General features: G+C 31.5%; 17 protein-coding genes. 8 read left to right on the forward strand and 9 right to left on the reverse strand.

What is annotated here, in order from left to right; translation table 11 throughout:
- Positions 1-26: 26 nt before the first annotated feature.
- On the forward strand, positions 27-686 hold the full coding sequence (locus Q0829_RS26685; protein WP_298548985.1) for a rhomboid family intramembrane serine protease: 660 nt from the start codon (positions 27-29) through the stop codon (positions 684-686).
- 53 nt (positions 687-739) lie between these two features.
- On the opposite strand, the gene Q0829_RS26690 is transcribed toward Q0829_RS26685, so the two are convergent.
- The gene (locus Q0829_RS26690) at positions 740-1,861 is read right to left on the reverse strand and encodes a TlpA disulfide reductase family protein (RefSeq protein WP_298548988.1); all 1,122 of its coding nucleotides are present in this window, start codon (positions 1,859-1,861) and stop codon (positions 740-742) included.
- 379 nt (positions 1,862-2,240) lie between these two features.
- Between Q0829_RS26690 and Q0829_RS26695 the strand changes: the two genes are divergently transcribed.
- Positions 2,241-4,607, forward strand: coding sequence for a GAF domain-containing protein (locus Q0829_RS26695; protein ID WP_298548990.1), 2,367 nt, complete (start codon positions 2,241-2,243; stop codon positions 4,605-4,607).
- A 6-nt stretch (positions 4,608-4,613) separates the two neighbouring features.
- On the opposite strand, the gene Q0829_RS26700 is transcribed toward Q0829_RS26695, so the two are convergent.
- Positions 4,614-5,789 (reverse strand): Pycsar system effector family protein, encoded by a 1,176-nt coding sequence (locus Q0829_RS26700; RefSeq protein WP_298548992.1) that lies wholly within the window; start codon positions 5,787-5,789, stop codon positions 4,614-4,616.
- 53 nt (positions 5,790-5,842) lie between these two features.
- Between Q0829_RS26700 and Q0829_RS26705 the strand changes: the two genes are divergently transcribed.
- The gene (locus Q0829_RS26705; protein WP_298548994.1) at positions 5,843-9,547 is read left to right on the forward strand and encodes a metallophosphoesterase; all 3,705 of its coding nucleotides are present in this window, start codon (positions 5,843-5,845) and stop codon (positions 9,545-9,547) included.
- A gap of 89 nt (positions 9,548-9,636) precedes the next feature.
- Here the strand turns inward: Q0829_RS26705 and Q0829_RS26710 are convergent, their stop codons facing one another.
- Positions 9,637-9,924 carry a hypothetical protein gene (locus tag Q0829_RS26710; RefSeq protein ID WP_298548996.1) on the reverse strand — a complete coding sequence of 96 codons (288 nt, stop codon included), beginning with the start codon at positions 9,922-9,924 and terminating at the stop codon, positions 9,637-9,639.
- Positions 9,925-10,247: 323 nt separating this feature from the next.
- On the opposite strand from Q0829_RS26710, the gene Q0829_RS26715 reads away from it, so the two are divergent.
- A complete protein-coding gene (locus tag Q0829_RS26715) occupies positions 10,248-10,790 on the forward strand; it encodes a GNAT family N-acetyltransferase (RefSeq protein ID WP_298548999.1) in 543 nt (180 codons plus the stop codon).
- Between the two features lie 9 nt (positions 10,791-10,799).
- On the opposite strand, the gene Q0829_RS26720 is transcribed toward Q0829_RS26715, so the two are convergent.
- The 3 genes from Q0829_RS26720 to Q0829_RS26730 all read right to left on the reverse strand — a co-directional run bounded on the left by Q0829_RS26720 (position 10,800) and on the right by Q0829_RS26730 (position 12,769).
- Positions 10,800-11,657 (reverse strand): SdiA-regulated domain-containing protein, encoded by an 858-nt coding sequence (locus Q0829_RS26720; RefSeq protein WP_298549001.1) that lies wholly within the window; start codon positions 11,655-11,657, stop codon positions 10,800-10,802.
- Positions 11,658-11,668: 11 nt separating this feature from the next.
- A complete protein-coding gene (locus Q0829_RS26725) occupies positions 11,669-12,121 on the reverse strand; it encodes a DNA starvation/stationary phase protection protein (protein WP_298549003.1) in 453 nt (150 codons plus the stop codon).
- Positions 12,122-12,214: 93 nt separating this feature from the next.
- Positions 12,215-12,769, reverse strand: a complete 555-nt coding sequence (locus Q0829_RS26730; RefSeq protein WP_298549005.1) for an NUDIX domain-containing protein — start codon at positions 12,767-12,769, stop codon at positions 12,215-12,217.
- 170 nt (positions 12,770-12,939) lie between these two features.
- Between Q0829_RS26730 and Q0829_RS26735 the strand changes: the two genes are divergently transcribed.
- The 3 genes from Q0829_RS26735 to acs all read left to right on the forward strand — a co-directional run bounded on the left by Q0829_RS26735 (position 12,940) and on the right by acs (position 17,079).
- On the forward strand, positions 12,940-13,203 hold the full coding sequence (locus Q0829_RS26735) for a DUF4212 domain-containing protein (protein ID WP_298549007.1): 264 nt from the start codon (positions 12,940-12,942) through the stop codon (positions 13,201-13,203).
- A gap of 24 nt (positions 13,204-13,227) precedes the next feature.
- Complete coding sequence (locus Q0829_RS26740) at positions 13,228-15,015, forward strand: sodium:solute symporter family protein (RefSeq protein WP_298549009.1); 1,788 nt, start codon at positions 13,228-13,230, stop codon at positions 15,013-15,015.
- Positions 15,016-15,141: 126 nt separating this feature from the next.
- On the forward strand, positions 15,142-17,079 hold the full coding sequence (gene acs / locus Q0829_RS26745) for an acetate--CoA ligase (RefSeq protein WP_298549011.1): 1,938 nt from the start codon (positions 15,142-15,144) through the stop codon (positions 17,077-17,079).
- Between the two features lie 76 nt (positions 17,080-17,155).
- Here acs and Q0829_RS26750 read toward each other — a convergent pair whose 3' ends face one another.
- The 3 genes from Q0829_RS26750 to Q0829_RS26760 all read right to left on the reverse strand — a co-directional run bounded on the left by Q0829_RS26750 (position 17,156) and on the right by Q0829_RS26760 (position 22,676).
- Positions 17,156-19,339 carry a DUF3857 domain-containing protein gene (locus tag Q0829_RS26750; RefSeq protein ID WP_298549014.1) on the reverse strand — a complete coding sequence of 728 codons (2,184 nt, stop codon included), beginning with the start codon at positions 19,337-19,339 and terminating at the stop codon, positions 17,156-17,158.
- A 57-nt stretch (positions 19,340-19,396) separates the two neighbouring features.
- The gene (locus tag Q0829_RS26755; protein ID WP_298549016.1) at positions 19,397-21,319 is read right to left on the reverse strand and encodes a transglutaminase domain-containing protein; all 1,923 of its coding nucleotides are present in this window, start codon (positions 21,317-21,319) and stop codon (positions 19,397-19,399) included.
- Positions 21,320-21,527: 208 nt separating this feature from the next.
- The gene (locus Q0829_RS26760) at positions 21,528-22,676 is read right to left on the reverse strand and encodes a M42 family metallopeptidase (protein ID WP_298549018.1); all 1,149 of its coding nucleotides are present in this window, start codon (positions 22,674-22,676) and stop codon (positions 21,528-21,530) included.
- 107 nt (positions 22,677-22,783) lie between these two features.
- On the opposite strand from Q0829_RS26760, the gene Q0829_RS26765 reads away from it, so the two are divergent.
- Positions 22,784-23,488 (forward strand): DUF4294 domain-containing protein, encoded by a 705-nt coding sequence (locus Q0829_RS26765; protein WP_298549020.1) that lies wholly within the window; start codon positions 22,784-22,786, stop codon positions 23,486-23,488.
- Positions 23,489-24,192 lie beyond the last annotated feature (704 nt).

The following is a 24,192-nucleotide window of genomic DNA, read 5'->3' on the forward strand; positions in this document are numbered from 1 at the left end:
TATATTTGAACGACAAAAAATTGTATATGCTAAATCTTGATGTTGTTGTCATTGTTATTATACTGGCAAATGTTCTTATTTCATTAAAGGGGTTGAATGATTTTTCTTTTTTTGAACGCTATAAGTTTAATATAGGAGGAATTAGAAGGGGAGAGCAGTTACGTATGCTTGCTTCTGGTTTTTTGCATGTAGATATGATGCATTTGTTTTTTAATATGTTTACGCTATATTTCTTTGCTCCAGATGTTATTGAGAATTTAGGTAATGTTCAGTTTCTAATTATTTATTTTGGGAGTTTATTATTGGGTAATTTGTTTTCTTTATTCTTTCATAAAGACGAATACCATTATAGTGCGGTTGGTGCTAGTGGAGCCGTTTCGGGAGTTTTGTATTCATCTATTTTAATTTTCCCTGAGAAGAAATTATATTTTGCTTTTTTGCCTTTCGAAAACTTTGGAATTAAAGGTTATTTATTTGGAGTAGCGTATTTGTTGTATTCTATTTACGGCATGAAAAGCAAAACAGGGAATATTGGTCACGATGCTCATTTTGGTGGAGCAGTTGGAGGCTATATAATAACCCTGATATTTGCACCTTTTCTGTTTAAAGAAAATTTACTTATGATAGGATTGCTTGCAATTCCTATCATTATTTTATTTGTGATGCAACGATTAGGTAAACTTTAGATATAAAAAAAGACCCGATAATCGGATCTTTTTTAATTTTTTATAGATAAAATTTATAAAGATTTCTCTCCTAATAATTCTGAAATTTTAGTTTCTAATGCCGGTCCTCTTAAGTTTTTTGCAATAACATTTCCTTTTTCGTCCAATATGAAGGTAGCAGGAATTGATCTTACACCGTATGCTTTAGCAATTGGATCTTGCCAGAATTTTAAATGCGATACATGATTCCACTCTAAATTATCTTGACTGATCGCTTTTGTCCAATGGTCCTTATTTCTATCTAAAGAGACACCTATAATATTTAGGCCTTTATCATGATATTTATTATATACTCTCACTACATTTGGATTTTCTGCTCTACAAGGTTTGCACCATGATGCCCAAAAATCGATAATTGTAATTTTGCCCATTGATTCTTTTAGAGAAACTACTTTTCCTTCTGGATTAGGAGCAGAAAAATCTTCAGCTTCACTACCGATATCAATTTTACCAATCGATGCGGTAATCAATCGATCAAGATTTTTACCTAAACGAGATGTTTTAAGACTATCTTCTACAGTTGCGTATATTTTCTTTATTTGTTTAGCAGGAGTTGCTTTAAGATTTAAAAGATCTGTAAGTGCCATAACGGCCACTAAAGAATTAGGATTATTTTCAGCAATCTCTTTTCGGAAATTGTTTTCCTTTTTTAATGTCTCCTGTAATTGAGCAGATATTTGCGCAGCTTTATCTGTTTCCTTTAATTTAGAAGCTATTTGAAATTGATTGCTAAGTTCTTGTTTTTCCTTTCCAAAAGCATTCATTTTCTTTAAATAGGAAAAGAACAATTGGTTTTCTGAACCACCTTTAATAATAGAAGATCGCAAACTATCTTTGTAAATAGTCATTTGGATAGGGTTGTTTTCTGCTAAAAACAAAACATTTTGAGGAACTCCATTAAAGGTTAGATAATTAAAGTCATTACTTTCTACAACAGGTAATGAAATTTTAAATTTACCGTTTTTAATTGTGGCAGAATCAATAATAGTAGGTCGGTTAGACTGATTTATAGCATTGACATATACCGTCATTCCATCTTCAAACCCTTTTGTTTCCGCAGAAATTGAATAACCTTTCTCTTCTTTTTCACATGCTACTGATAACAATATAAGTGCGAGCAGTACTATTTTTTTCATTCTTGTATTTTTTTGATCCGTAAAAATATATAATAAGAACCTTAAACACTAAAAATTAACTTTTAAATATAGGTAAATGTTAATTTTTTATTGTTTACAGAAAAACAATGAATTTAACATGGTCTATAGTGTAACGAAATCCATACTATCTAAGTCTAATTAGTAGTGTTATGAATACAAAATGGGGGTTTTGTCTGAATTTATTAAGAATAGAACAATATTTTTGATTTTTTCTGTCCTAGTTCCTTTAGAATATTCGACTTAATAATAAGCAACCTAAAAAGATTACTATAACGTAATAGATTAATTAATTGTTAATACTATAATTAGGTGTCAAAGTTTTGTATTATTTTTGTTTAACTACCATAAATAAACCGTTATGAAGGTATTGGAGCATGATTTTCCGTTAGATATTAGGATAAGCTTCTCTTTATTCTTTGATCAATATAGAGAGTTTTTGAATAGCGATAATAAATTGCTGCGTGATCGTGCTGAAAGTATTTTACAGATAGCGGCAGAGTATCCTGAATTAGAAGAAGGAATTACTACAGAAGAAAGAGTCCAGGAGTTATTACCTCAGATAGAATTAGTTTTAGAAGATTCTTTTGCTCAGATTTTACAGAAGAATGAAATAAAAATAGCTACAATACCCTTTAATAATACAGTTGTAAAATCTACTCAGCGATATAAAAACATTATAAAAGCAGCTGGTTATGATTTTGAGCCTCAGATTAAAAATTTAGATGAGGATCATTATTTTATAATGGGATGCAGTATTATTTTGAGTCAATATTATGGATATAAAATTGATTTCAGAAGACCGTTTTTTTATGACATTCCTGATGCGGCTGGAATCATACGACATTATAGAATTTTATACAATGGAGATTTTATTGAGGTGATCAAAACTGATAAGGCAACAGATATTACAGAGGAAGATGTTGCAGTATTGATTGATAATTTTGATAATGTAGAAATTTGGAAAGAAAAGTTTCCACCCAATAGTTGGATGTTCAAAGGAATTGTTATTGCCAATCTTTTTGATGTTACAACAGACTTTGCTTTATCCGAGTTTAAAACGAGTTTATTAAAGTATGATAAAAAGCAAGGAGACTTTATAGGTAGTTTTCAGGATATATTTAGAGGTGTATTTAATCTTCCAGAAATCAAAGTTGGTTTTTCTAATTACAACGAAGAAGAACGTGTTTTAGAAAGAGTTCCGTTTAAGACTATTGATAGTTACATTTTATATGATGAGTATTCAGATTGTTGTGAAACAGCTTTGTGTAAAGGTACTTATTACTCTATGTTCGAAAAATCTGAACCTTTTGCAATTTCGAATATAGATAAAATGCATAAAGCCTATCCCGAAGAGCTTATGTATACTAATTTGGTTAAACAAAATATAAAAAGCGCAATTATTGCTCCCATAGAGAATGATGGAAAGTTGTTAGGAGTTTTAGAAATTGTTTCACCAAATATTCAGGAGCTAAATAGTATTAATGCGAATAAGCTTCAGGATATCATGCCATATTTGGTAGATTCTGTATTAAGATCTAAGGCGAAAGCTGAAGATGAATTAGAATTGGTAATTCAGCAAGAATGTACGTCCATACACCCTAGTGTATATTGGAAATTTAGACAGGAAGCAAAACGTTTCATGCGGGCTAAAGTCGAAGAAAATCCAGTTTCTTTTAGAGAAGTAGTATTCGAAGATGTATATCCATTGTTTGGACAGATAGATATTAAAGGTTCGTCTGATGCGAGAAATAGTTCTGTGCAAAAAGACTTAGTATTACAACTTAAATCAATTGCGAAAGTCATTAATAAGGTAATAGAATTAGATCCTTTACCTATATATGAAGAAATTAAATTTAGAATTAATAATTATATAAATTTAGTTACTGATCGTCTTCAGGTAGATAGTGAGCAAAAGATTTTGGATTTTATTAAGAATGAAATCAAACCATTGTTTAAACACCTTAAAGGTACTAATGTATCATTAGAAGGTTTAATTAATCAATATAATAACTCACTAGATAAAAGTAGTAAAACATTATATAAACATCGTAAAGCTTATGATGAGTCAGTGATGTTGATTAATAAGAAGATGGCAGCTTTATTGGATAAAAAACAAGAGGAGGCTCAAAAAATGTATCCTCACTATTTCGAAAGATTCAAGACTGATGGTGTAGAACATAACTTATATATAGGTGAATCCATTACTAAGCAGAATAGTTTTAATAAAATATACTTATATAATCTAAGGTTGTGGCAATTGCAGGTGATGTGCGAAATGGAGAATGAGTATTATCAACTTAAAAAAGATCTTCCTGTAGCACTTGATGTAGCTTCTATGGTTTTAGTATTTAATGCTTCCTTGTCGGTGAGATTTAGGATGGATGAAAAACGATTTGATGTAGATGGTACATATAATGCACGATATGAGGTAGTAAAGAAAAGAGTAGATAAAGCAAAAATTAAAGGAACTGATCAGCGTATTACAGAGAAAGGAAAGTTAGTAGTTGTATATTCTCAACGTTCGGATGAAATAGAATATATAAAGTATATCAACTTCTTGCAGTCTAAGAATTATCTTGAAGATGAAATAGAGATAGTAGAGCTAGATGATCTACAAGGCGTTACAGGTCTTAAAGCTTTAAGAGTAAATATTCTCTATAACAAAAATAAAGAAGACCAAGAATATTATACCTATGATGACCTAATGAAAGAGATAAATAAATAATTTATCTTACTGCAAGGTATTGAAGGCTATTACAAAAGAAATAGAAGAGGTAATAAAACCAATCATAAAAACAGTGTACGTAATACGAAGTATTTTATATTTTCTATGAAGTACTTTACCTAAAAAATACAAATCTTTTATCATAGTATCATAAATATACTCTTTATCATCCATAAGCTCATGCATAGCCCATTTATACTCATTTAAGGGCATTTTATGAAAATTACCAAAGAATAATAAGTTAACTTTTTTCTCTTCGATTTCCTTACGAGTAAATTCACCACCTGTTACATTTGGCCTTGTCGCCAATACAGATAGTAGCATAGAAGCAATACTAAAAATAATAAATATTAGAGTAGGATAAATAAGATATTGGTTAGAAGGATTATCTAATTTAGGAATTAAATTAGATAACGCTAGTGATATGATAATAGCATTTACAGATAAAAGAATATTGGCTTTTGTATCGGCAATGTCACTTAATTTTAAATGATTTCGTAAAGTAACTCTAAACAAAGTTTGAATTCCTTTTTCAGGGCTTTCCTCTTTTACTAATTTTTTAAGTTTTTCTTTTTTCTTTTTTTTCTTTAAAGCTGCTTGTTCATTTAAAATTTTCAAAAGATGTTTTTCTTTTTTTGGTTGCCAATTTTTAATGGCATATTCGGTATAGAACTTATGCTTATTCTGTAGAAAATCGATATTAATTTTTAACCAGTCCGTATTACTGTAGCTTTCATTACAATTTAGTTCAAATTCCTGTCGTAAGAATTCACTGGTTTCTTCGAAATATTCTTTTGCTAAATGTGAAGCATCGGCATCTCTAATAACTTCTTCTAATAAATTAGTTGGCTGATGTTCCATTTTGGTAGCCATTATTAGTGAAGAAATTTTATCAATAATTTCTTCAGAAACATTTTGCTCTTTTAGAAAAACTGTAGAAATGCGAACACTATGTTCCTCGTGATTATCAATACTTTCCGAGTAACCCGTATCATGAAGCAAAGCTGTTAATAATAATGCTTGTGCATCTTCTTCAGAAATAGTAGTGTTGTCAATAATTTCTTTTGTACTTTTAAATACTCTTTTGGTATGAGTATAATTATGATAGATACAAGTTTCAGGAAGCTTTTTTGCAAAAAGATTAGAAACGAAATTATCAGTTTTTTCAACTAGGGTTTCCATATTATAATTTTTCAGTAACCAAAATAATTAAAAAAAAATGAATGCACCCTTTTATGAATAAAAATATACAGACCTTCTTAATAATCTTCATTTTATTATTAAACTCTTGTGCAACTTACACACCTCAGTATTTAGACGAAAATTTTTCACAAACATTACCGGATAAGGAGATAGAGAAAAGTTTCTACTTAGTTGGTGATGCGGGTAATGCTAATTTGAATGAGAGTACATTAGGACTCGAAGCTTTAAAGCAGATTATAGAAAAAGAAGATACAAAGGAAGATTACCTGATCTATTTAGGAGATAATATTTATCAAAAAGGAATGCCTGATAAAGAATCCAAGGAAAGAACCTTGTCAGAGCATCGAATAGATGCTCAGGTTAATGCAGCAGATTCGTTTGAAGGAGACGTAGTGTTTATACCTGGAAATCATGATTGGTATAATGATGGAGTAAAAGGTGTAAAAAGGCAAGAAAAATATGTAAGAAAAAAGATAGATAGTAAAAAAGCCTTTTTACCGTCAAAAGGTTGTCCTATTGAGAGTATAGAAGTAAGTGATCAAATTCAATTGATTATTCTTGATACGCAATGGTATCTGGCAGATTGGAACAAGAATCCAACAATGAATGATAATTGCGAAATTAAAACGAGAGATAAGTTTCTAAATGAAGTAGCCGGAGAACTTAAAAAACATAATAGTAAGACCGTTCTCGTCGTAATGCATCATCCGATGTTTACTAATGGACCTCATGGTGGGAAGTATAATTTTAAGAGTCATATATTTCCTTCTAAAAAGAACATACCCTTACCAGTCTTAGGATCTCTAGTCACACAAATTCGATCACAAGGAGGAGTATCTCCACAAGATCGATATAATGAAAGTTATAATCAGTTGATGAGAAGATTGTCAACGTATGCAAGAGATAGCGAAAGAGTGATCTTTGCTTCTGGACATGAACATTCATTACAATATATAGATAGTGATGGTTTAAAACAAATAGTATCTGGATCTGGTTCCAAAGTTTCCGCAGCTTCCTTAGGGAAAGATGGATTGTTCTCATATCCCAATCAAGGTTTTGCGATATTGGATGTATATAAAGACGGATCATCTAACGTGCGTTTCTATGGTAATGAAGAAGGACAAGCAAAACTAGTGTATCAAAAAGGTGTTCATAAACAACCAGAAGCATATGATAGTGGTAAATTAGATAATTCTTTTGATACTAAAGTTTCGGCATCTATATATAGTAGAGAAGAAACTACAAAATCTAATTTTTACCAATCATTATGGGGAGATCACTATAGAGATGTATATAGTACGGATATTAAAATCCCGGTCGCTACATTAGATACTTTAATGGGTGGATTCACTATTGATAGAAGAGGAGGGGGGCAGGTAACTAGGTCTTTACGGTTGATAGATAAAGATGGGAAACGTTATAGCTTGAGGGCTATGAGAAAGAGTGTTACACAGTTTTTACAAAAGGGTGTATTTGTAGATACTTATTTAGAAAATGGTTTTGACGATACATTTACAGAAGAATTTCTTGCAGATTTCTACACTTCTAGTTATCCATATGCTTTTTTAGTTGTAGGTGGTTTAGCAGATGCGATTGATGTATATCATGCTAACTCAAAAGTGTACTATATACCTAAGCATCCAGCTCTAGGGATGTATAATAAAGACTTTGGTGATGAAATGTATTTTCTAGAAGAGCGTCCAGGTAAAGAACATAAAGATGTTGCTTCTTTTGGGAAATCTGATGATATTGAAGGGACAGATGATTTGCTTAAAAACCTAAGAAAAGATGAAGAGTATCAGATGGATGAACCTCATTATATTAGAACCAGATTATTTGATATGATTTTAGGAGATTGGGACAGACATTCTGATCAATGGAGGTGGTCCCGTTTTGATACGGATCAAGGCAAAATGTATAGGCCAATACCTAAGGATCGTGATCAGGTGTTTTCTAATTATGATGGAGGACTACTTGATGTTATAAAGTTTATCGTTCCGATAACAAGAAAGTTTCAGGTGTATGATGAGAAATTAAAAAATATTCGATGGATTAATGAAGCTGGAATACGATTAGACAGAACATTTGCACAAAGTTCCGGCAAACAGATCTGGTTAGAGCAAGCTAAGTATATTAAAGAAAATCTTAGTGATGAATCTATTGACAAAGCATTCAGGAATTTGCCATCAGAATTACAAGATGGGACAGCAGAAAGAATCAAAAAATATCTTAGAAAAAGAAGAGATGATGTAGAGGATATCGCAGAACGATACTATAAATACCTTTCTAAACAAGTTATTATTAAAGGAACAGATAAAGATGATCTTTTTGAAATCATAAGGGATGATAATCAAACAACGGTAAAAATTTCAAGAATAAAAGATGGTACTCCTCAAAAACCATTTTATGAAAGAACTATGTCTTCTAAAGAAACTAAAGAAATATGGATTTATGGATTAGATGATGATGATCAATTTATAGTTACAGGAGAAGGAAAAAATCCAATCTGTACAAGAATTGTCGGTGGACAGAATAACGACATATACACGATAGAAAATGGAAGACAAATAAGAGTGTATGACCATAAATCAAAACCGAATACTATTAAGAAAAAGGGTGGAGCCAAGTTTATCTTTAGTAATAACTATAATCACAATACCTATGACTATAATAAGTATATAGATAAAACAAATACGCTAACACCATTGGTTGGATTTAATCCAGATGATGGGGTTAATATTAATATTACAGATGTATATACGGTAAGAGGATTTAATAATAGTCCATACCAAAGTAGGCATACTATAAAAGCAGCGTACTACTTTGCGACAGAAGGTTATGATATATCCTATAAAGGAGAATTTGTCAATGCTGTAGGTAATTGGAATCTACAAGTAGGTGGAAAATATACAAGTGAGAATTTTGCGCAGAACTTTTTTGGTTTTGGAAACAATACGATTAATCTTGATGACGCTCTGGGATTAGATTATAATAGAGTTAAAACAGGTATTTGGTCAGTAGATATTGGAGTAGCTAAAAAGGGGAGGTATGGAAATGGATTTTCTATTACGGGATCTTATGAAGGGGTAGAAGTTCAGGACTCACAAGGCAGATTTATTACTTCCGGACTTGGTTTGGTTACTTCTGATCCTGATTTTTTTGAAAGAAAATTCTTTGCCGGAATAGACTTGGATTATGAATATAAGAGTTTCGATGTAAGTGCAAATCCTACCAGAGGCATGTTATTTAAACTGCAAGGAGGTTCTAAAATGAATCTGGATGATACAGACAGAACGTTTGGTTACATAAATCCAAAACTAGGATTCTATAATGCAATTACAAAAAACCGAAAATTAGTTTTGAAAACGGATGTGCAAGCAGAATTTATAATAGGAGATAGTTTTGAATTTTACCAGGCAGCTACACTAGGTGGGATTAACAGCTTAAGAGGGTTTAGAGAAGAACGTTTTACTGGTGATAAGGCACTAGCTTTTAGTGGAGATCTTAGATATAGTTTTAATAAATTCAAAACAGGTTTACTGCCGTTGCAATTAGGGATTTATGGAGGTTATGATGTCGGTAGAGTATGGTTTGATGGAGAAGATGCTAATATTTGGCACGATTCTATAGGAGGAGGATTTTGGATCAATGCTGTAGATACTATAGCAGGACAATTCAATTTGTTTAGTAGTGATGATGGTCTAAGATTTACCTTTGGATTAGGATTGAGTTTTTAAAAAAAAGAAGCTCCCAATATAAGATGCGAAAATATCAGGAGCTTCTCGGTTAAGGAACAATCAATTTGTTCACAAAACAAAAATATTATTTAAAAAAAGTCTAAAGTAGTTCGTGGCACAGAGGTAGTTACTGTTTCAGAAATTTCTAATGTAACTTTTGATCTAGCTTCGGCTGTTTTAGCTTTGTTAGTCGAGGACTTTACAATATTTAAATGATCAATCTTATCTTTTTCTAGAATCTTTGGACTATGGGTTATAGATTCCTGTATAGTGCTTTTAGTAATACTAGTTTTATCGATCGAAACATTTTTTTGACAAAAAAGTAAATTGCAGGATAAAAAAGTAATCAACATTAGACAAGCTGGGGCGGCTCTCATATATAAATTATGTATTTTGGGGTTAGTAAACAGAAAAATGTATTCGATTTTCTACAAATTTCAAGTCTAAATTAAGAATAAATTAATCTGTAAATTACTATTAATCAGTTAGAAACAGTGTTGTGTTTACTATCAATTGTTTAAAAGTAGGTTTAGTACTACTTTTTTTAACGCAGAATGAATTGATATCACTGTTTTTGTCGATAAAAGGTTAAACCTTTGGTTTAAGTGCTTAAATGTTGATAACTTTTAAAAAATATTTTTGAGATGAATAATGACTAGTAAAGTACTACTAGTAAAATCAATTATTAATAAAAATCATATTGAAAACTTCCGTACTACTTACAAATCGATTACAACTTAGAATTGTAACGTTATCAGATTTGTCTAAAACTCATGAATTACTTTCGATTCCTGAAGTAGATAAATATAATGCGTTAGGTATACCAACTAATAAAGAAGTTACCACTGTATACCTTGATGAATGGATTGAGAATTATAGAATGAGAAAAGAATTTGTTTTTACGGTCAATTTACAGTCCGACAATGAATTTCTTGGTTTAATTTCTCTACGTATAGGAAACCCAAAATATAACATTGCTTCCATCTGGTATAAGTTACATCCGGATTTTTGGGGTAGAGGATATGCTACAGAAGCTGCAAAAGCGATTTTACAGTTTGGTTTTAAAGAAGTTGGATTACATAGAATTGAAGCTGGGTGCGCTATAGACAATATAGGTTCGATTAGAGTATTAGAAAAAGCAGGAATGATTAGAGAAGGTCATAAACGTAAGGTATTACCTCTTAAAACTGGATGGTCTGATAATTATGAATTCGCGATGCTGGAAGAAGATTGGAGGCCTTAAAACTGCTGTTTACTTGATATGATATTCATACAACCGTCCTTTCTTGTTTTTTCTTTTTTCGTCAACAATTAAAAGTGTGGTATCATTTTTAAAACAAATGCCTTCTTTTTGAGAAAAATGATCAAGTTTTATCTTTTTAATTGTACCATTAAATAGATCATCACCTTTAAAGTCAGATAACATAAATATTTTATTATAAGTAAGAAGTGCTATTTTATCTCCGGTAGCATTAATAGCAGCACCACTAATAAAACAGTCATTAGCATCATCGCAAGTTTTATAACTTCCAATTAGTTTAGCAATTTGTTTTCTTGGAGTATCAGAAACTTTATACAGTTTTGTCTCTCCGTTAAACTTAGAACTTCTATTTTTTGTAAATAAATAAAAGCTTCCATTTCTATAAACGAAAGCCTCAATGTCAAAATTTTTATTCTTCTTTCCTGGAGGAAACTTCTTTTGATCCTCTAAACTAAATTCTATTTTACGAACTTCTATATCATTCTTAGAAATATCGGATACTTTATATATGGCCAGATCTTTTCTGTTATTATAATTATTTCCAAAATCACCTATATATATATTGTTTTGATGATCATAGGTGAGATCTTCCCAATCTACGTTTTTACTATTTGGGATTTTAATTTTTTTTATAATTTCCCCCTTCTGATTCAAGCAAAATAGAATATTATCATTGCCAGAATCATTTATAGCATAGAGAAGCGTATCCGAAGTAAATTTAGTGATACCCGATATTTCTTTAACATTCTTAGATAACCCATTAATTATAATTAGGTCTGTGCTATCTTTTTTCTGACAACTTACTGATAGCGATATAATTAATAAAAGAAAGAAAGTTGTCAGTTTCAAAATTTATAGTTTTAATTTTTTTGATTCCAAGCGTTTAGCATCCAGCTTGTTTTTTCTAATTCTCCAATATATGTGCCCGTAATATCTAATGTCCCATCATCACCAGCTTCTTCAGCTTCTTCTGTTACAAGTTTTAGTTGTTTCAAAATAGCGTCGTGATCTTCAAGAATTGCAGAGACCATTTCGTGATCCACTAATTTAGTATCTGCCTCTTTTATAGAAGAAGTCGTAAGATACGAACTATAATTACTAATTGGTTTAGCTCTTAGTGTTAATATCCTTTCCGCAATTTCGTCAATTTTTAATTTAGCATCTTCATATAGCTCTTCAAATTTTAAATGCAATTCAAAGAAATTACGACCAGTAATGTTCCAGTGAAAATTTCTAAGCTTTTGATAATACATATGATAATCTGCTAATAATACATTAAGTGCTTGTACAGTTCCTTTATTTGAATAAATCATAGTTTTTGTTTATTATTTTTTGTATTTCAATACAAAATTACTATAATTAAACATGTTATATTAAAGTTACCATAGTTAGTAGCAATCTGGTTATTATATCAATCTATTTGTGATTTCTTTAAGAATAAAATCATAATATTGAGGATCATGTGGTACATAGTTTTTATGCATGTTTATGTCCTGAATATGATTTGTTAAAAGTTTTATGGGCATTAGTTTGATTTCTGATACTTCTTCTTTTTGCAGTGTCAGTTCTTCTATTGATACTTTTAATTCTGAAAGAAAAATGTAATTGAATTCATTGTCAAACATATTTGGTGATGGTTGTTTTTCTGATAAATATGTTCCAATAAAATCTAATTGTTTTTCATTTATAGATAAGCCAATTTCTTCGTCAATTTCACGTAACGCCGAGTTTTCTATAGTTTCTCCTGTTCCAATATGACCTGCAACCGATATATCCCACAGATCTGGAAACGTATCTTTATCTTTAGCTCGTTTCTGTAATAGTACTTTTCCATTCATGGTATAAAACCAAATATGAACACTAGCATGATACATTCCCAGTCGATGTGCTTCAGATTTTAATCTAACTTCACCGGTTTGTTTTCCGTCTCTGTCTAATATATCTATAAGTTCATCTGCCATATGTCTATTACTAATGGATGTTTTTTAAAAATACTACTAAAATTTAGAATTATACAATACTTGATAATTAATCATTGAGGATTAATTTATTTTATTCTTAAAGTAATATATTTATCAAAGCATATTAAGAATAGTTGTACGTCTATTTAATTTTATTTTGATCAGAAATGATGTCAGAACAAAGAAAAAAAGCCAAAGCATATTGGAAGGAAAATGTAAAATACCTTTCAATTTTACTTATCATATGGTTTGCTGTGTCATACGGAGCAGGCATTCTTTTTAAAGACTTGCTAGATGGAATCCGATTGGGAGGCTTTAAACTTGGGTTTTGGTTTGCGCAACAAGGCTCGATTTATGTATTTGTTATCTTAATTTTTGTATATGTTCGATTAATGAATAAGTTAGATAAAAAATATGGGTACGATAAAAATTAAAATGTCTTCAAAAACAAATAGATAATGAGCGTACAGATTTGGACCTATATTTTAGTAGGAATTACGTTTGCCTTATACATTGGTATAGCAATATGGTCTAGAGCAAATTCTACAAAAGAGTTTTATGTAGCTGGTGGAGGAGTATCACCGTTAGCAAACGGAATGGCTACAGCTGCAGATTGGATGAGTGCCGCTTCTTTTATTTCTATGGCAGGGATTATTGCATTTGATGGTTATGATGGTGCGGTATATTTAATGGGCTGGACCGGAGGTTATGTTTTGTTGGCATTACTATTAGCTCCATACCTTCGTAAGTTCGGAAAGTTTACAGTTCCTGATTTTATTGGAGATCGTTATTATTCTAAAACAGCAAGATCAGTCGCTGTGTTTTGTGCTTTATTAGTATCCTTTACCTATGTGGCGGGTCAGATGCGAGGAGTAGGGATTGTCTTTTCCAGATTTCTGGAAGTAGATATTAATACTGGAGTGCTCATCGGTATGATTATCGTTCTTTTTTATGCAGTGTTAGGAGGAATGAAAGGTATCACTTATACGCAGGTGGCGCAGTATTGTGTTTTGATTTTTGCATTTATGGTTCCTGCAATATTTATTTCAATCCAGATGACTGGTAATCCGATTCCACAACTTGGATTTGGTGATACCGTAGCAGACGGTTCTGGAATATACTTATTAGATAAACTAGATGGATTAAGTACGGAGTTAGGATTTTCTTCATATACAGATGGCTCTAAATCTAAACTGGATGTGTTTACAATTACACTAGCTCTAATGGTTGGTACTGCAGGATTACCACATGTAATTGTTCGTTTTTTTACAGTAAAAAGAGTAAAGGATGCCCGAAAATCTGCAGGATACGCATTATTACTTATTGCAATATTATATACAACAGCTCCAGCGGTAGCAGTTTTTGCAAAGACTAACTTGATCGAATCTGTTCAGAATAAGGAATATAAAGATTTACCAAAATGGTTCAAGAACTGGGAGGATACAGAGCTTTTAGGTTGGGTGGATAAAAATGGGGATGGAAGGGTACAGTATACCAAAGGACACGCAGTAGTTGGAAATAAGAATAAACCCATTTTTGAAGTAGATCAACGAGGAACATACGGAGAACGTATGATTATTAACATGAATAATGCTAATGAAAATGAATTATTTGTAGATAGAGATATTATGGTTTTGGCGAATCCAGAGATTGCTAACTTACCTAATTGGGTAATTGCGCTGGTTGCTGCGGGAGGTCTTGCAGCAGCTTTATCTACTGCAGCGGGATTATTATTAGTTATCTCATCATCTGTATCTCATGACCTTATAAAAAAAATAATAAAACCTACAATTTCTGAAAAAGGAGAATTAATAGCTGCCAGAATCTCTGCCATTGCAGCAGTTTGTGTAGCTGGGTATTTCGGGATTAATCCACCTGGATTTGTAGCTGCTGTGGTTGCTTTGGCGTTTGGATTGGCTGCAGCGTCCTTCTTTCCTGCTATTGTATTAGGAATTTTCTACAAGCGCATGAATAAAGAAGGTGCTATAGCAGGTATGGTTATCGGGATAATATGTATGTTGTTATATATGATAAAGTATAAATTAGGCTGGTTTGATGAGGTATTACCACCTTCTGATCAATGGTGGTTTGGCATTTCGCCAGAAGGATTTGGTGCTGTAGCCATGGTGATTAACTTTACAGTATCTCTGGTGGTATGCAAATTTACTGCAGCACCTCCCAAAGATGTTCAGGAAATTGTAGAAAATATAAGAATTCCTAGTGGCGCAAGTGAAGCAACACATTAAGAAAAATTATCTTAATCAGATATGAAAATTTGTCGTTTAGCAAAAACAGCACGTTGCTTGTCGATTAAATTTAAAAAGATATTATTATATGAATACTTTTAAAGTAAAAGAACAAAACAATAAATAATGAGTAACTATCACATAAAACATCTTGAAGAATATTTTCAGGTATATAGGAAATCTGTTAGAAATCCAGAACTTTTTTGGAGCGAAATAGCAGAAGAACATTTTTTATGGAGAAAAAAGTGGGATAAGGTTCTGGATTGGGATTTTACAAAACCAGAGGTAAAATGGTTCGAAGGAGCAAAATTGAATATTACAGAAAATTGTATAGATAGGCATTTATATGTTCGCGGAGAAAAAACTGCAATTTTGTTTGAGCCCAACGACCCAGAAGCCACTGCAGAACATATTACTTATAATCAGTTACACGAAAGGGTCTGTAAATTTGCAAATGTTCTTAAGAGTAAAGGAATAGAGAAAGGGGATCGAGTGTGTATTTATCTTCCTATGATTCCAGAACTGGCAATTGCGGTGCTAGCTTGCGCTAGAATTGGAGCAATACATTCAGTGATTTTTGCTGGATTTTCTGCTACTGCATTAGCCACAAGAATTAATGATTGCGAAGCTAAAATGGTGATTACTTCAGATGGATCTTATCGTGGATCTAAAACGATAGATCTAAAAGGTATTGTAGATGATGCTCTGGAGCAATGTCCAGGAATTAAATCTGTGTTGGTCGCAAAACGAATTAATGCTAACATAGAGATGAAGGCTGGACGGGATGAATGGTTACAACCTTTATTAGATAATGCAAGTAAGGAATGTATACCAGAAATTATGGACGCAGAAGACCCACTATTTATTCTTTATACTTCTGGTTCTACAGGAAAACCAAAAGGTATGATGCATACCACAGCGGGATATATGGTATATACAGCCTATAGTTTTAAGAATGTTTTTCAATATAAAGAAGATGATGTTTATTGGTGTACCGCAGATATTGGTTGGATTACAGGTCATTCTTATATTGTATATGGACCCTTGGCCAATGGAGCAACTACGGTAATGTTCGAAGGAGTGCCATCCTATCCAGATTTTGGACGTTTCTGGGATATAGTGCAAAAACATAAAATAACACAATTCTATACGGCGCCAACTGCTATCAGAGCATTGGCAAAAGAAAATCTTGATTATGTGACAAAATACGATTTATCAAGTCTTAAGGTATTAGGCACTGTAGGGGAACCAATTAATGAAGAAGCCTGGCATTGGTATAATGACCATGTTGGAGAAAAGAAATGCCCTATAGTAGATACTTGGTGGCAAACGGAAACTGGAGGGATTTTGATTTCACCTATCCCTTTTGCTACACCTACTAAACCAACATATGCTACCTTGCCAATGCCTGGAGTACAACCAGCTTTAATGGATGAAAATGGTAACGAGATTGAAGGAAATCAAGTAGAGGGACGATTATGTGTTAAATTTCCTTGGCCTTCGATGGCGCGAACTATTTGGGGGAATCACCAAAGATATAGAGATACATATTTTTCAGCTTTTAAAAATAAATACTTTACAGGGGATGGAGCTTTAAGAGATGAAGTTGGATATTACAGAATAACGGGTAGAGTAGATGATGTAATCATTGTTTCAGGCCATAACCTGGGAACTGCTCCCATTGAAGATGCGATTAATGAGCATCCCGCTGTTGCAGAATCAGCCATTGTTGGTTTTCCTCACGATATAAAAGGAAACGCATTATATGGATTTGTTATACTAAAAGAAACAGGAGAATCTAGAGATAGAGATAATCTAAGTAAAGAAGTCAATCAGCAAATCACCGAGCGTATAGGTCCCATCGCAAAACTTGATAAAATACAATTTGTTCCAGGACTTCCTAAAACGAGAAGTGGTAAGATTATGCGTCGAATTTTAAGAAAAATTGCGTCTAATGATACTTCTAATCTAGGTGACATAAGTACATTATTGAATCCAGAAATAGTTGAAGAAATAATAGATGAGTTAGCATTTGTTACACCTGTTAAAAATGACAAGATTTAATAATTAAAATTTTAATAAAAACAAATAGCCTTGCAATTTGCAAGGCTATTTGTTTAGTATATATCGCTACTAATAATTATTGCTTTTTAAGTAATATTTTTTGTTGAGAAAACTGATATGCCGCTTCTAAAAACTCTAGCATTTTGGACCAGTTGGTATTTGGCTCATAATTATGTGTGTAGTATTTAAAAGTGCTAATGGTTAATTTGTTTCCTTCTAAGGTGTGATTACTGGTAAAGCCTCCTGTTTCATTTTTTACTTCAATATCAAGTTTATCTAATCCTGCAACCTCGTATCCATCAGGAATAGTTAAGTTAATAGTGTTATTAAAAGATCTTGGATAAGGCATGCGAATATCTTCTTCTCTTCCTTTGTCTTTTTCTTCAATAGCAATTTGTCCACCTATAAATTTTCCTATTTCAAAAAGGTAGTTGGGTCCAGCTCTTTTTAAAAGGTCATTTGCAGCTAGAAATTCCTCTTTATAACTAAGTACATCTTCTATATTATATCTACCAGTTTCAAGAACTTCAAAAGAAAAATCTTCAATTTTAAAATCTAATTCTTCTTCAAGACTCTCCTCATATGATTCTTTTTGAACTGAAACTATTTTTTCTTTAAATGCTGGAAATTCCTTTTCGTATTTCTTCTTATTTCTTTTCTTTTTTAAACGATCATATAACCTTTTAGTATTATATTTTTCATGATCTTCTTCTGTGAAATTTAAAGAGTTTAATCGATCATTAATTTCGCTAACCTTATTATGTCCTTTAAGTTCAGACTTCTTAAAAACTTTTATTTTCTCGAAACCATCTACAAAGGTAATGTCATATTCTTGATTAGAATTATTACGTTTATAATCAGATACAGGTATCATTACTTTTTTTATAGTCTCTAGTCGATGTCCTTTACCAGTTTCTAAACTGTAAGCTTCATTACCTTCTAGATAATATGGGATGTAATTGAAGTTTGTATGATTCCCAAATTGACTTACAAAAAGAGGTTTTTCAGGGTCAAGATTAATTTTTAAAAACAAGGTTATGTCATCAGGAAATAGAAGATCATCTATTTTTCCTTGACTTCTAGGTATTGCTGCAATCATCTCGAAAGGAATTTTCTCCTCCCTCAAAAAAGAAGCGTAATAATTTATGAATTTTAGTTCTTTAGTTATGTATTTTGGGAAAGCGTAAAATTGAAATGGATTATCTACGGTCAAGTCGTTTTGGTAAGCAACAGCAGCTTCAATAAATTGATTAAGGTAGTATTGTCTCATATAATAATACGCTTCTTCAATTCTTTCTTTTTTAGAAAAGTCTTTATCTTTTAGGTATTTATCAGACCCTTTATATCCATGATCAAAAACCGTGATGCCCTTATAATAATTTAAAACCTCTTCATCTGTTACGTTATCTTTAATCTTGGATTTTTCTTCGCCAACGAATGCTTCCGTTTTTTTCTCTTTTTCTAAAGCTATTTGGAATTTCACATATGGCGCATCCAATAAAGTGTACTCCCACATGATTGGGTCTATTTTCTCTATATCCTTCATTTTAAAAGAATATCGTTTGTTCTTACCTTTTTCAGGGCTTATATCTGTAGGTTGTGGAGCTCCATTTTCGGTTTTGATGCTGATGAAAAAGTCTTTTTTAGAATGAATATCTAATTCATAATTCATGATAGGATATTCTCCGCTGATAACATCTCTAACTGATGGAGCTTCTAAGACTCCCATAATAGGTTCTCTTTCTTTATAATAAATACTATAATCAATAATATCTCCAATTTCTAAATCTGGAATTGCTAATTTGCTTTTTTTTACCGATTTATATATTATTCCTGATATTACGGTACCATCGGACTCTGAGGTCTCTACTTTTTCAGAATCTACATCAATTATATTTATTGATCCATTTGGCTTTGTAATTTTTACGATTAGTTGTTTATTTTGCCCTAATTGATTAAACTCAGAATACTCATTTACAGATGCTTGATCATTAAGTTTGATAATCCTTCTAATAATTATATGTGTATTGAGGGCTTTTTTTGCCTTAAAGTAATAATAATCAGTATCACTTAGAATTACTACAGCGGATTCGTTTTGCCACTTATCAGGAATGGCCGGTAGTTCTGCATATTGATCATCTTCACTCCAGATATATTCGGCCAGATTATCAATTTTAGGGAGCTGACCATATACAGCTATGGTCTGAATAAAAGAGATAATAAATATAATTTTTGTAACTAGATTACTTGTTTTTTTCATTGTTGTTGATGGTATGTAAGTTGATATAATGTGAGGATGTATTCAATAATCTTCTCATTATTCTTTGGTCAAAATTATTTGTTGTTGATATTGCTTTTTTAATTTTTTATGAAACTCCTTCCAGGCGCTCAGCTCAGTTTTGCTAATAATGGCGTTCTTAAAGTTGATATTCTTCTCATAAATAATTTCATCCTTATTAGATTTATAGTTGAATGATATTTCAAAATCTTTATTGTTTACCGAAAGATTTTCAGGTAGTTCTTTCACAATATATCCCTCAGGAATTTCGATAGTGGTAGAGGTGTTTTCTAAAGTTTTGTATGGTAAAACAAATGCAGTTTTTCTTTTGTCAAAATCTAATTGTTGATAGCTTTTGTAATAATCAATATCGATATAAAGCTCATTTTCAAAACTACTGATCGCATTATTTTGAATAATGTTATAGGATAAATGTAGGTCTTGATCACGATTACTTATATCGGTAATACTGATATCGTCCAAAACCAAATTTTTATCTCCTCGTCCAATATAGTATTCTAAGACTTCATTTTTTTTATCTTTTTTTAAATTATTGATATTATATAAAAAGTCTGTTTTGCTTTCTCCTTCATACTTTCTTTTAATTGTTCCAGTAAGTTTTTCTTCTTCAATCTTTAAACTAGATACTACTGTCTTTATGTTGTTTTTAGAAACATTTGAGGGTATTGTATCTAAAATGTAATCCTCATCATTCTCTATCAATACTTGTTTTTTCTGTATCCTTTCGGCATAAGTTCCTAAAGGATTATACTTTTCTGTAGCGTCTAAAAAGTATTTTTGGTCATTAACAATCACAGTACAAATCATATGATTATCCACAGCTATCGTAGGTAGCGAGTAATCATAAGCAATTCGTCTTGTACCAATCCATGATAATCTGGCATCAAAACCTGCGATCTTCATCATTTGTTTAGTTAGGTTGGCCATTCCTTTACAATCACCATATTTTTTACGATATACATTCGCAGCTTCTTCCGGTTTAAAACCGGCGATTCCATCTTCAAAAGCTATATATCTTATATTATCCTGAACCCAATAGTATATTGCTTTTATTTTTTCTTCATCAGTATTCTTGTTTGCAATGATGGATAATGTTTTTTCTTTAAGAGACTCTGTATCATTGTTTAATTGAAGTACGAGAGAGTGATACCATTTGTAGAGATCCTTAGTGTTGTTAAGTAATACTTGTTTAGTATCATTTTTAGTATGAGACTTCGCCAAAAAGAGCAAGTGTGGTCTATAATGTGTAGGTCCGATACTGTTTTCTTCTTTGGTAACAGCCTCTACATTTTCTATGGTATAAGTATATTGGGTAATACCATTGTTTTCAATTTCTTTTTTGTCTTTTTTTACAGAAATAGTTTCCATATTGATTTCTTTGATCTCTACATCTAACCAATTCGGAATATTTACAGTGATTGTTTTTTGTACGATTGGGAAATAACTATCTAAAAAAGTGTTTACAAAGTATTTAACATCCTTGTATTTTTTTTTATACCCAAAAGTGTATTTATATCCTAATAAAGGAAAGTTTAAACCAGCCCACTTAATTCTGGCATCAGAATGAAATAATTCTTCTTGATTGTAATATTCATCTTTAAATCGTACACCTGCAGATTGGCCATTTCTATGATTAACATATACATCTTGAATTTTAGATTGATCATCATATCCTATAAATAAAGGAATTTCCGTTCTGGATTTTAAATTGATGAATTCCTGTTTAAACTTGTTTTTTACTATAACCTTATCGGCTTTTTTGTCGTAATCAAAATCAATAATCTCAGAATGCTTTAGTAAAGCAATATCTTCATCAGGGTATGAACTACTTAGTTCTTTAGCGAGTAATATATCTTCTTCTGTAGGTTCAAATTTCTTTTGAGAAGTAACAATAAATGAGGTAAACAATAGAAGTAGTAAAAAATAGTATTTTGATATCATAGGGATATTTTAGTACAAAATTAAAGATGCAAATATATTAATAATGCTCGATAAAAGGCGTGTAAAAACCGACAAAGAGTCTTGTTTTTAGTGTTTTGTCTTTGATTTACAATGGTTAGTATCTTTTTACGACAAAATGTTACCATAAAAAAACTGCATTCTTTTACCGAATACAGTTTTTTTATCAAAATTGAAATAGGTGGTCGAGTTATTTCTTAGCTTTTGTTTTGCTTTTTGATCTTGGTTTTGCCTTCGTAGCTGGTTTTGGTTTTTCGAAATAACTAAAAGTCTCGCCAGATTTTAAGGCAAGTAAACTTTCATATATAAGACGAATAACATTCTCTACGTCATCCTGATGAACCATTTCTACGGTAGTATGCATATAACGAAGGGGTAAAGAGATCAAAGCGGATGCTACTCCACCATTACTGTAAGCAAAAGCATCAGTATCCGTACCTGTCATTCTGCTAGATGCCATTCGCTGGAATGGTATTTTTTTCTTCTCCGCAGTGTCAATTAATAATTCTCTTAATCTATTCTGAACAGCAGGTGCATAAGAAATCACCGGACCATCACCGATTTTTGTTTCGCCTTGAGTTTTCTTTTCTATCATAGGCGTAGTTGTATCATGACAAACATCGGTTACAATTGCCACATCAGGTTTGATTGTATGTGTAATCATTTCGGCACCTCTAAGACCTATTTCTTCCTGTACAGAGTTAGTAATATAAAGTCCAAAGTCTAACGTATCCTTATTCTCCTTTAGTAAACGAGCAACTTCTGCGATCATAAAACCACCCATTCTGTTATCTAAAGCGCGACAAACAAACTTATCATTATTAAGAATAAAAAACTCATCCGGGTATGTGATAACACATCCTACATGGACTCCGAGTTTTAAAACTTCTTCTTTCGTATTACATCCTACATCAATACAAATATTTTCTAATGTTGGAGCTTGTTCTTTAGAACCCTTGCGAGTATGAATTGCTGGCCAACCAAACACGCCCTGCACAATTCCTTTTTTAGTATGGATATTTACACGTTTCGAAGTTGCTATTTGATGATCACTACCTCCATTTCTAATTACATATATAAGCCCATTGTCTGTAATATAGTTTACGTACCATGAAATTTCGTCTGCATGCCCCTCTATAACTACCTTATATGTAGCTTTAGGATTAATCACACCAACAGCGGTTCCGTATGTGTCAGTAATAAATTCATCTACATATGGCTTTAGGTAATCCATCCATATTTTTTGCCCTTCCCATTCATAACCTGTAGGTGCAGCATTATTTAAATATCTCTCGAGAAAAGTCAAAGACTTTTTGTTTAATATACTTTTTTTAGCCATTTATATATTTTTGTTTTATACGAAGTTAATAATATTCACAAAGATTTTACAGTTTACAAACTGTTTATTACTAATTTTGGAACGATTTTAGAAGATCATTACCTACTATGCAGAAACATTTACTATACATATTGATATTATTGTTTCCCTGTGTTGGAATTTGTCAGAAAGAAATTGACTCGACAAAAATAGATACATTGGGATATGTACAGTATTATATTATAGAAGGAGATACTATTCCACATGAGGCTATAGGTCTTGATGAAGTTGTAATATTAGGTAAGCTTAAGTTCAAAGATAGATTAGCGAGAAGAAAGTATCTTATATTAAGGCGTAAAACAAGAAAAGTATATCCCTACGCAAAACTTGCGTCTGATAGATTGACAGAATTAAACGAAAGATTAAAAAATATCAAATCCAAAAAAGCCCGAAAGAAATATATTAAAATACTTCAAAAATATATGGAAGAGGAGTTTACAGCCGAATTAAAAAAGATGACTCGTACCGAAGGTCAGATTTTAGTGAAGTTGATACACAGACAAACAGGTCAAACAATGTTTGATCTAGTAAAGGAGTATAGGAGTGGATGGAAAGCATTTTGGTATAATAGCACCGCTAAGCTTTTTAGTATATCTTTGAAAGAACAGTATGATCCTATTAATATAGAAGAAGATTATTGGATAGAAGATATATTGCAAAGAAGTTTTCAGTCAAATATTTTAGAAGAACAAAAAACAGCACTAGATTTCAGTTTCTATAATCTAAGGAATAAATGGACAGACACTATAAAAACTACATCAACAAAAAATTAAGATATAAATATTGATCTTCACGAATTTGGTGGAGAACTATTTATTATCGTGTACTCTGGTTTTATTTTAAAAAAGATTAAATCTTTTCTTAACAAGTCTTATTGATTGATTCTCTTCAATTAAATCAATTCCAAAAACATAAATTGAAGTGATTTTATAGATTTGTAATGTATTTTCTTAAAAAAAATTACCCTTTATTTTGATTAATTTTATTATATTCGCTATCCAACTTTTTAAAAACCAGTAGGTTTGTAATTTTCTGAAAAAAATACTTGATTTTTTTGTTGTTGAAAAGAAAAAGGGTTGTATGTTTGCACCCGCAAAACGGGATATTGTTTTGTTAAGTTCATTGATTAGGATTTTGTTTGTTGATTTAGATTTTACGGGTTCTTAAGGGGGTTTTGTTAGATTTAATTCAGGTTCAAAAAAAACTTTTATTTTTTTTCAAAAAGTTTTGGTGGGATTAAAAAGTGGTTGTATATTTGCACCCGCTTTGAGAAACAAGCGAAGTTCATAGGAATAAAGATTATACTGGAGTAGGTTGATTTAGGTCATTTTTAAGGTTCGATTCCTTTTTAATTTACGATTAACGACCGGCGATGAAGATTGTGTTAGGTTCGTTGAAAGAGTTCATTGATATATTGATTGACAGCGCGTATTGCAATTGTATTAATACGATTGTTTTACAGATAAGAATTAAGACT

The sequence above is a fragment of the uncultured Aquimarina sp. genome (genome assembly GCF_947492405.1).
Classification (GTDB): Bacteria; Bacteroidota; Bacteroidia; order Flavobacteriales; family Flavobacteriaceae; genus Aquimarina.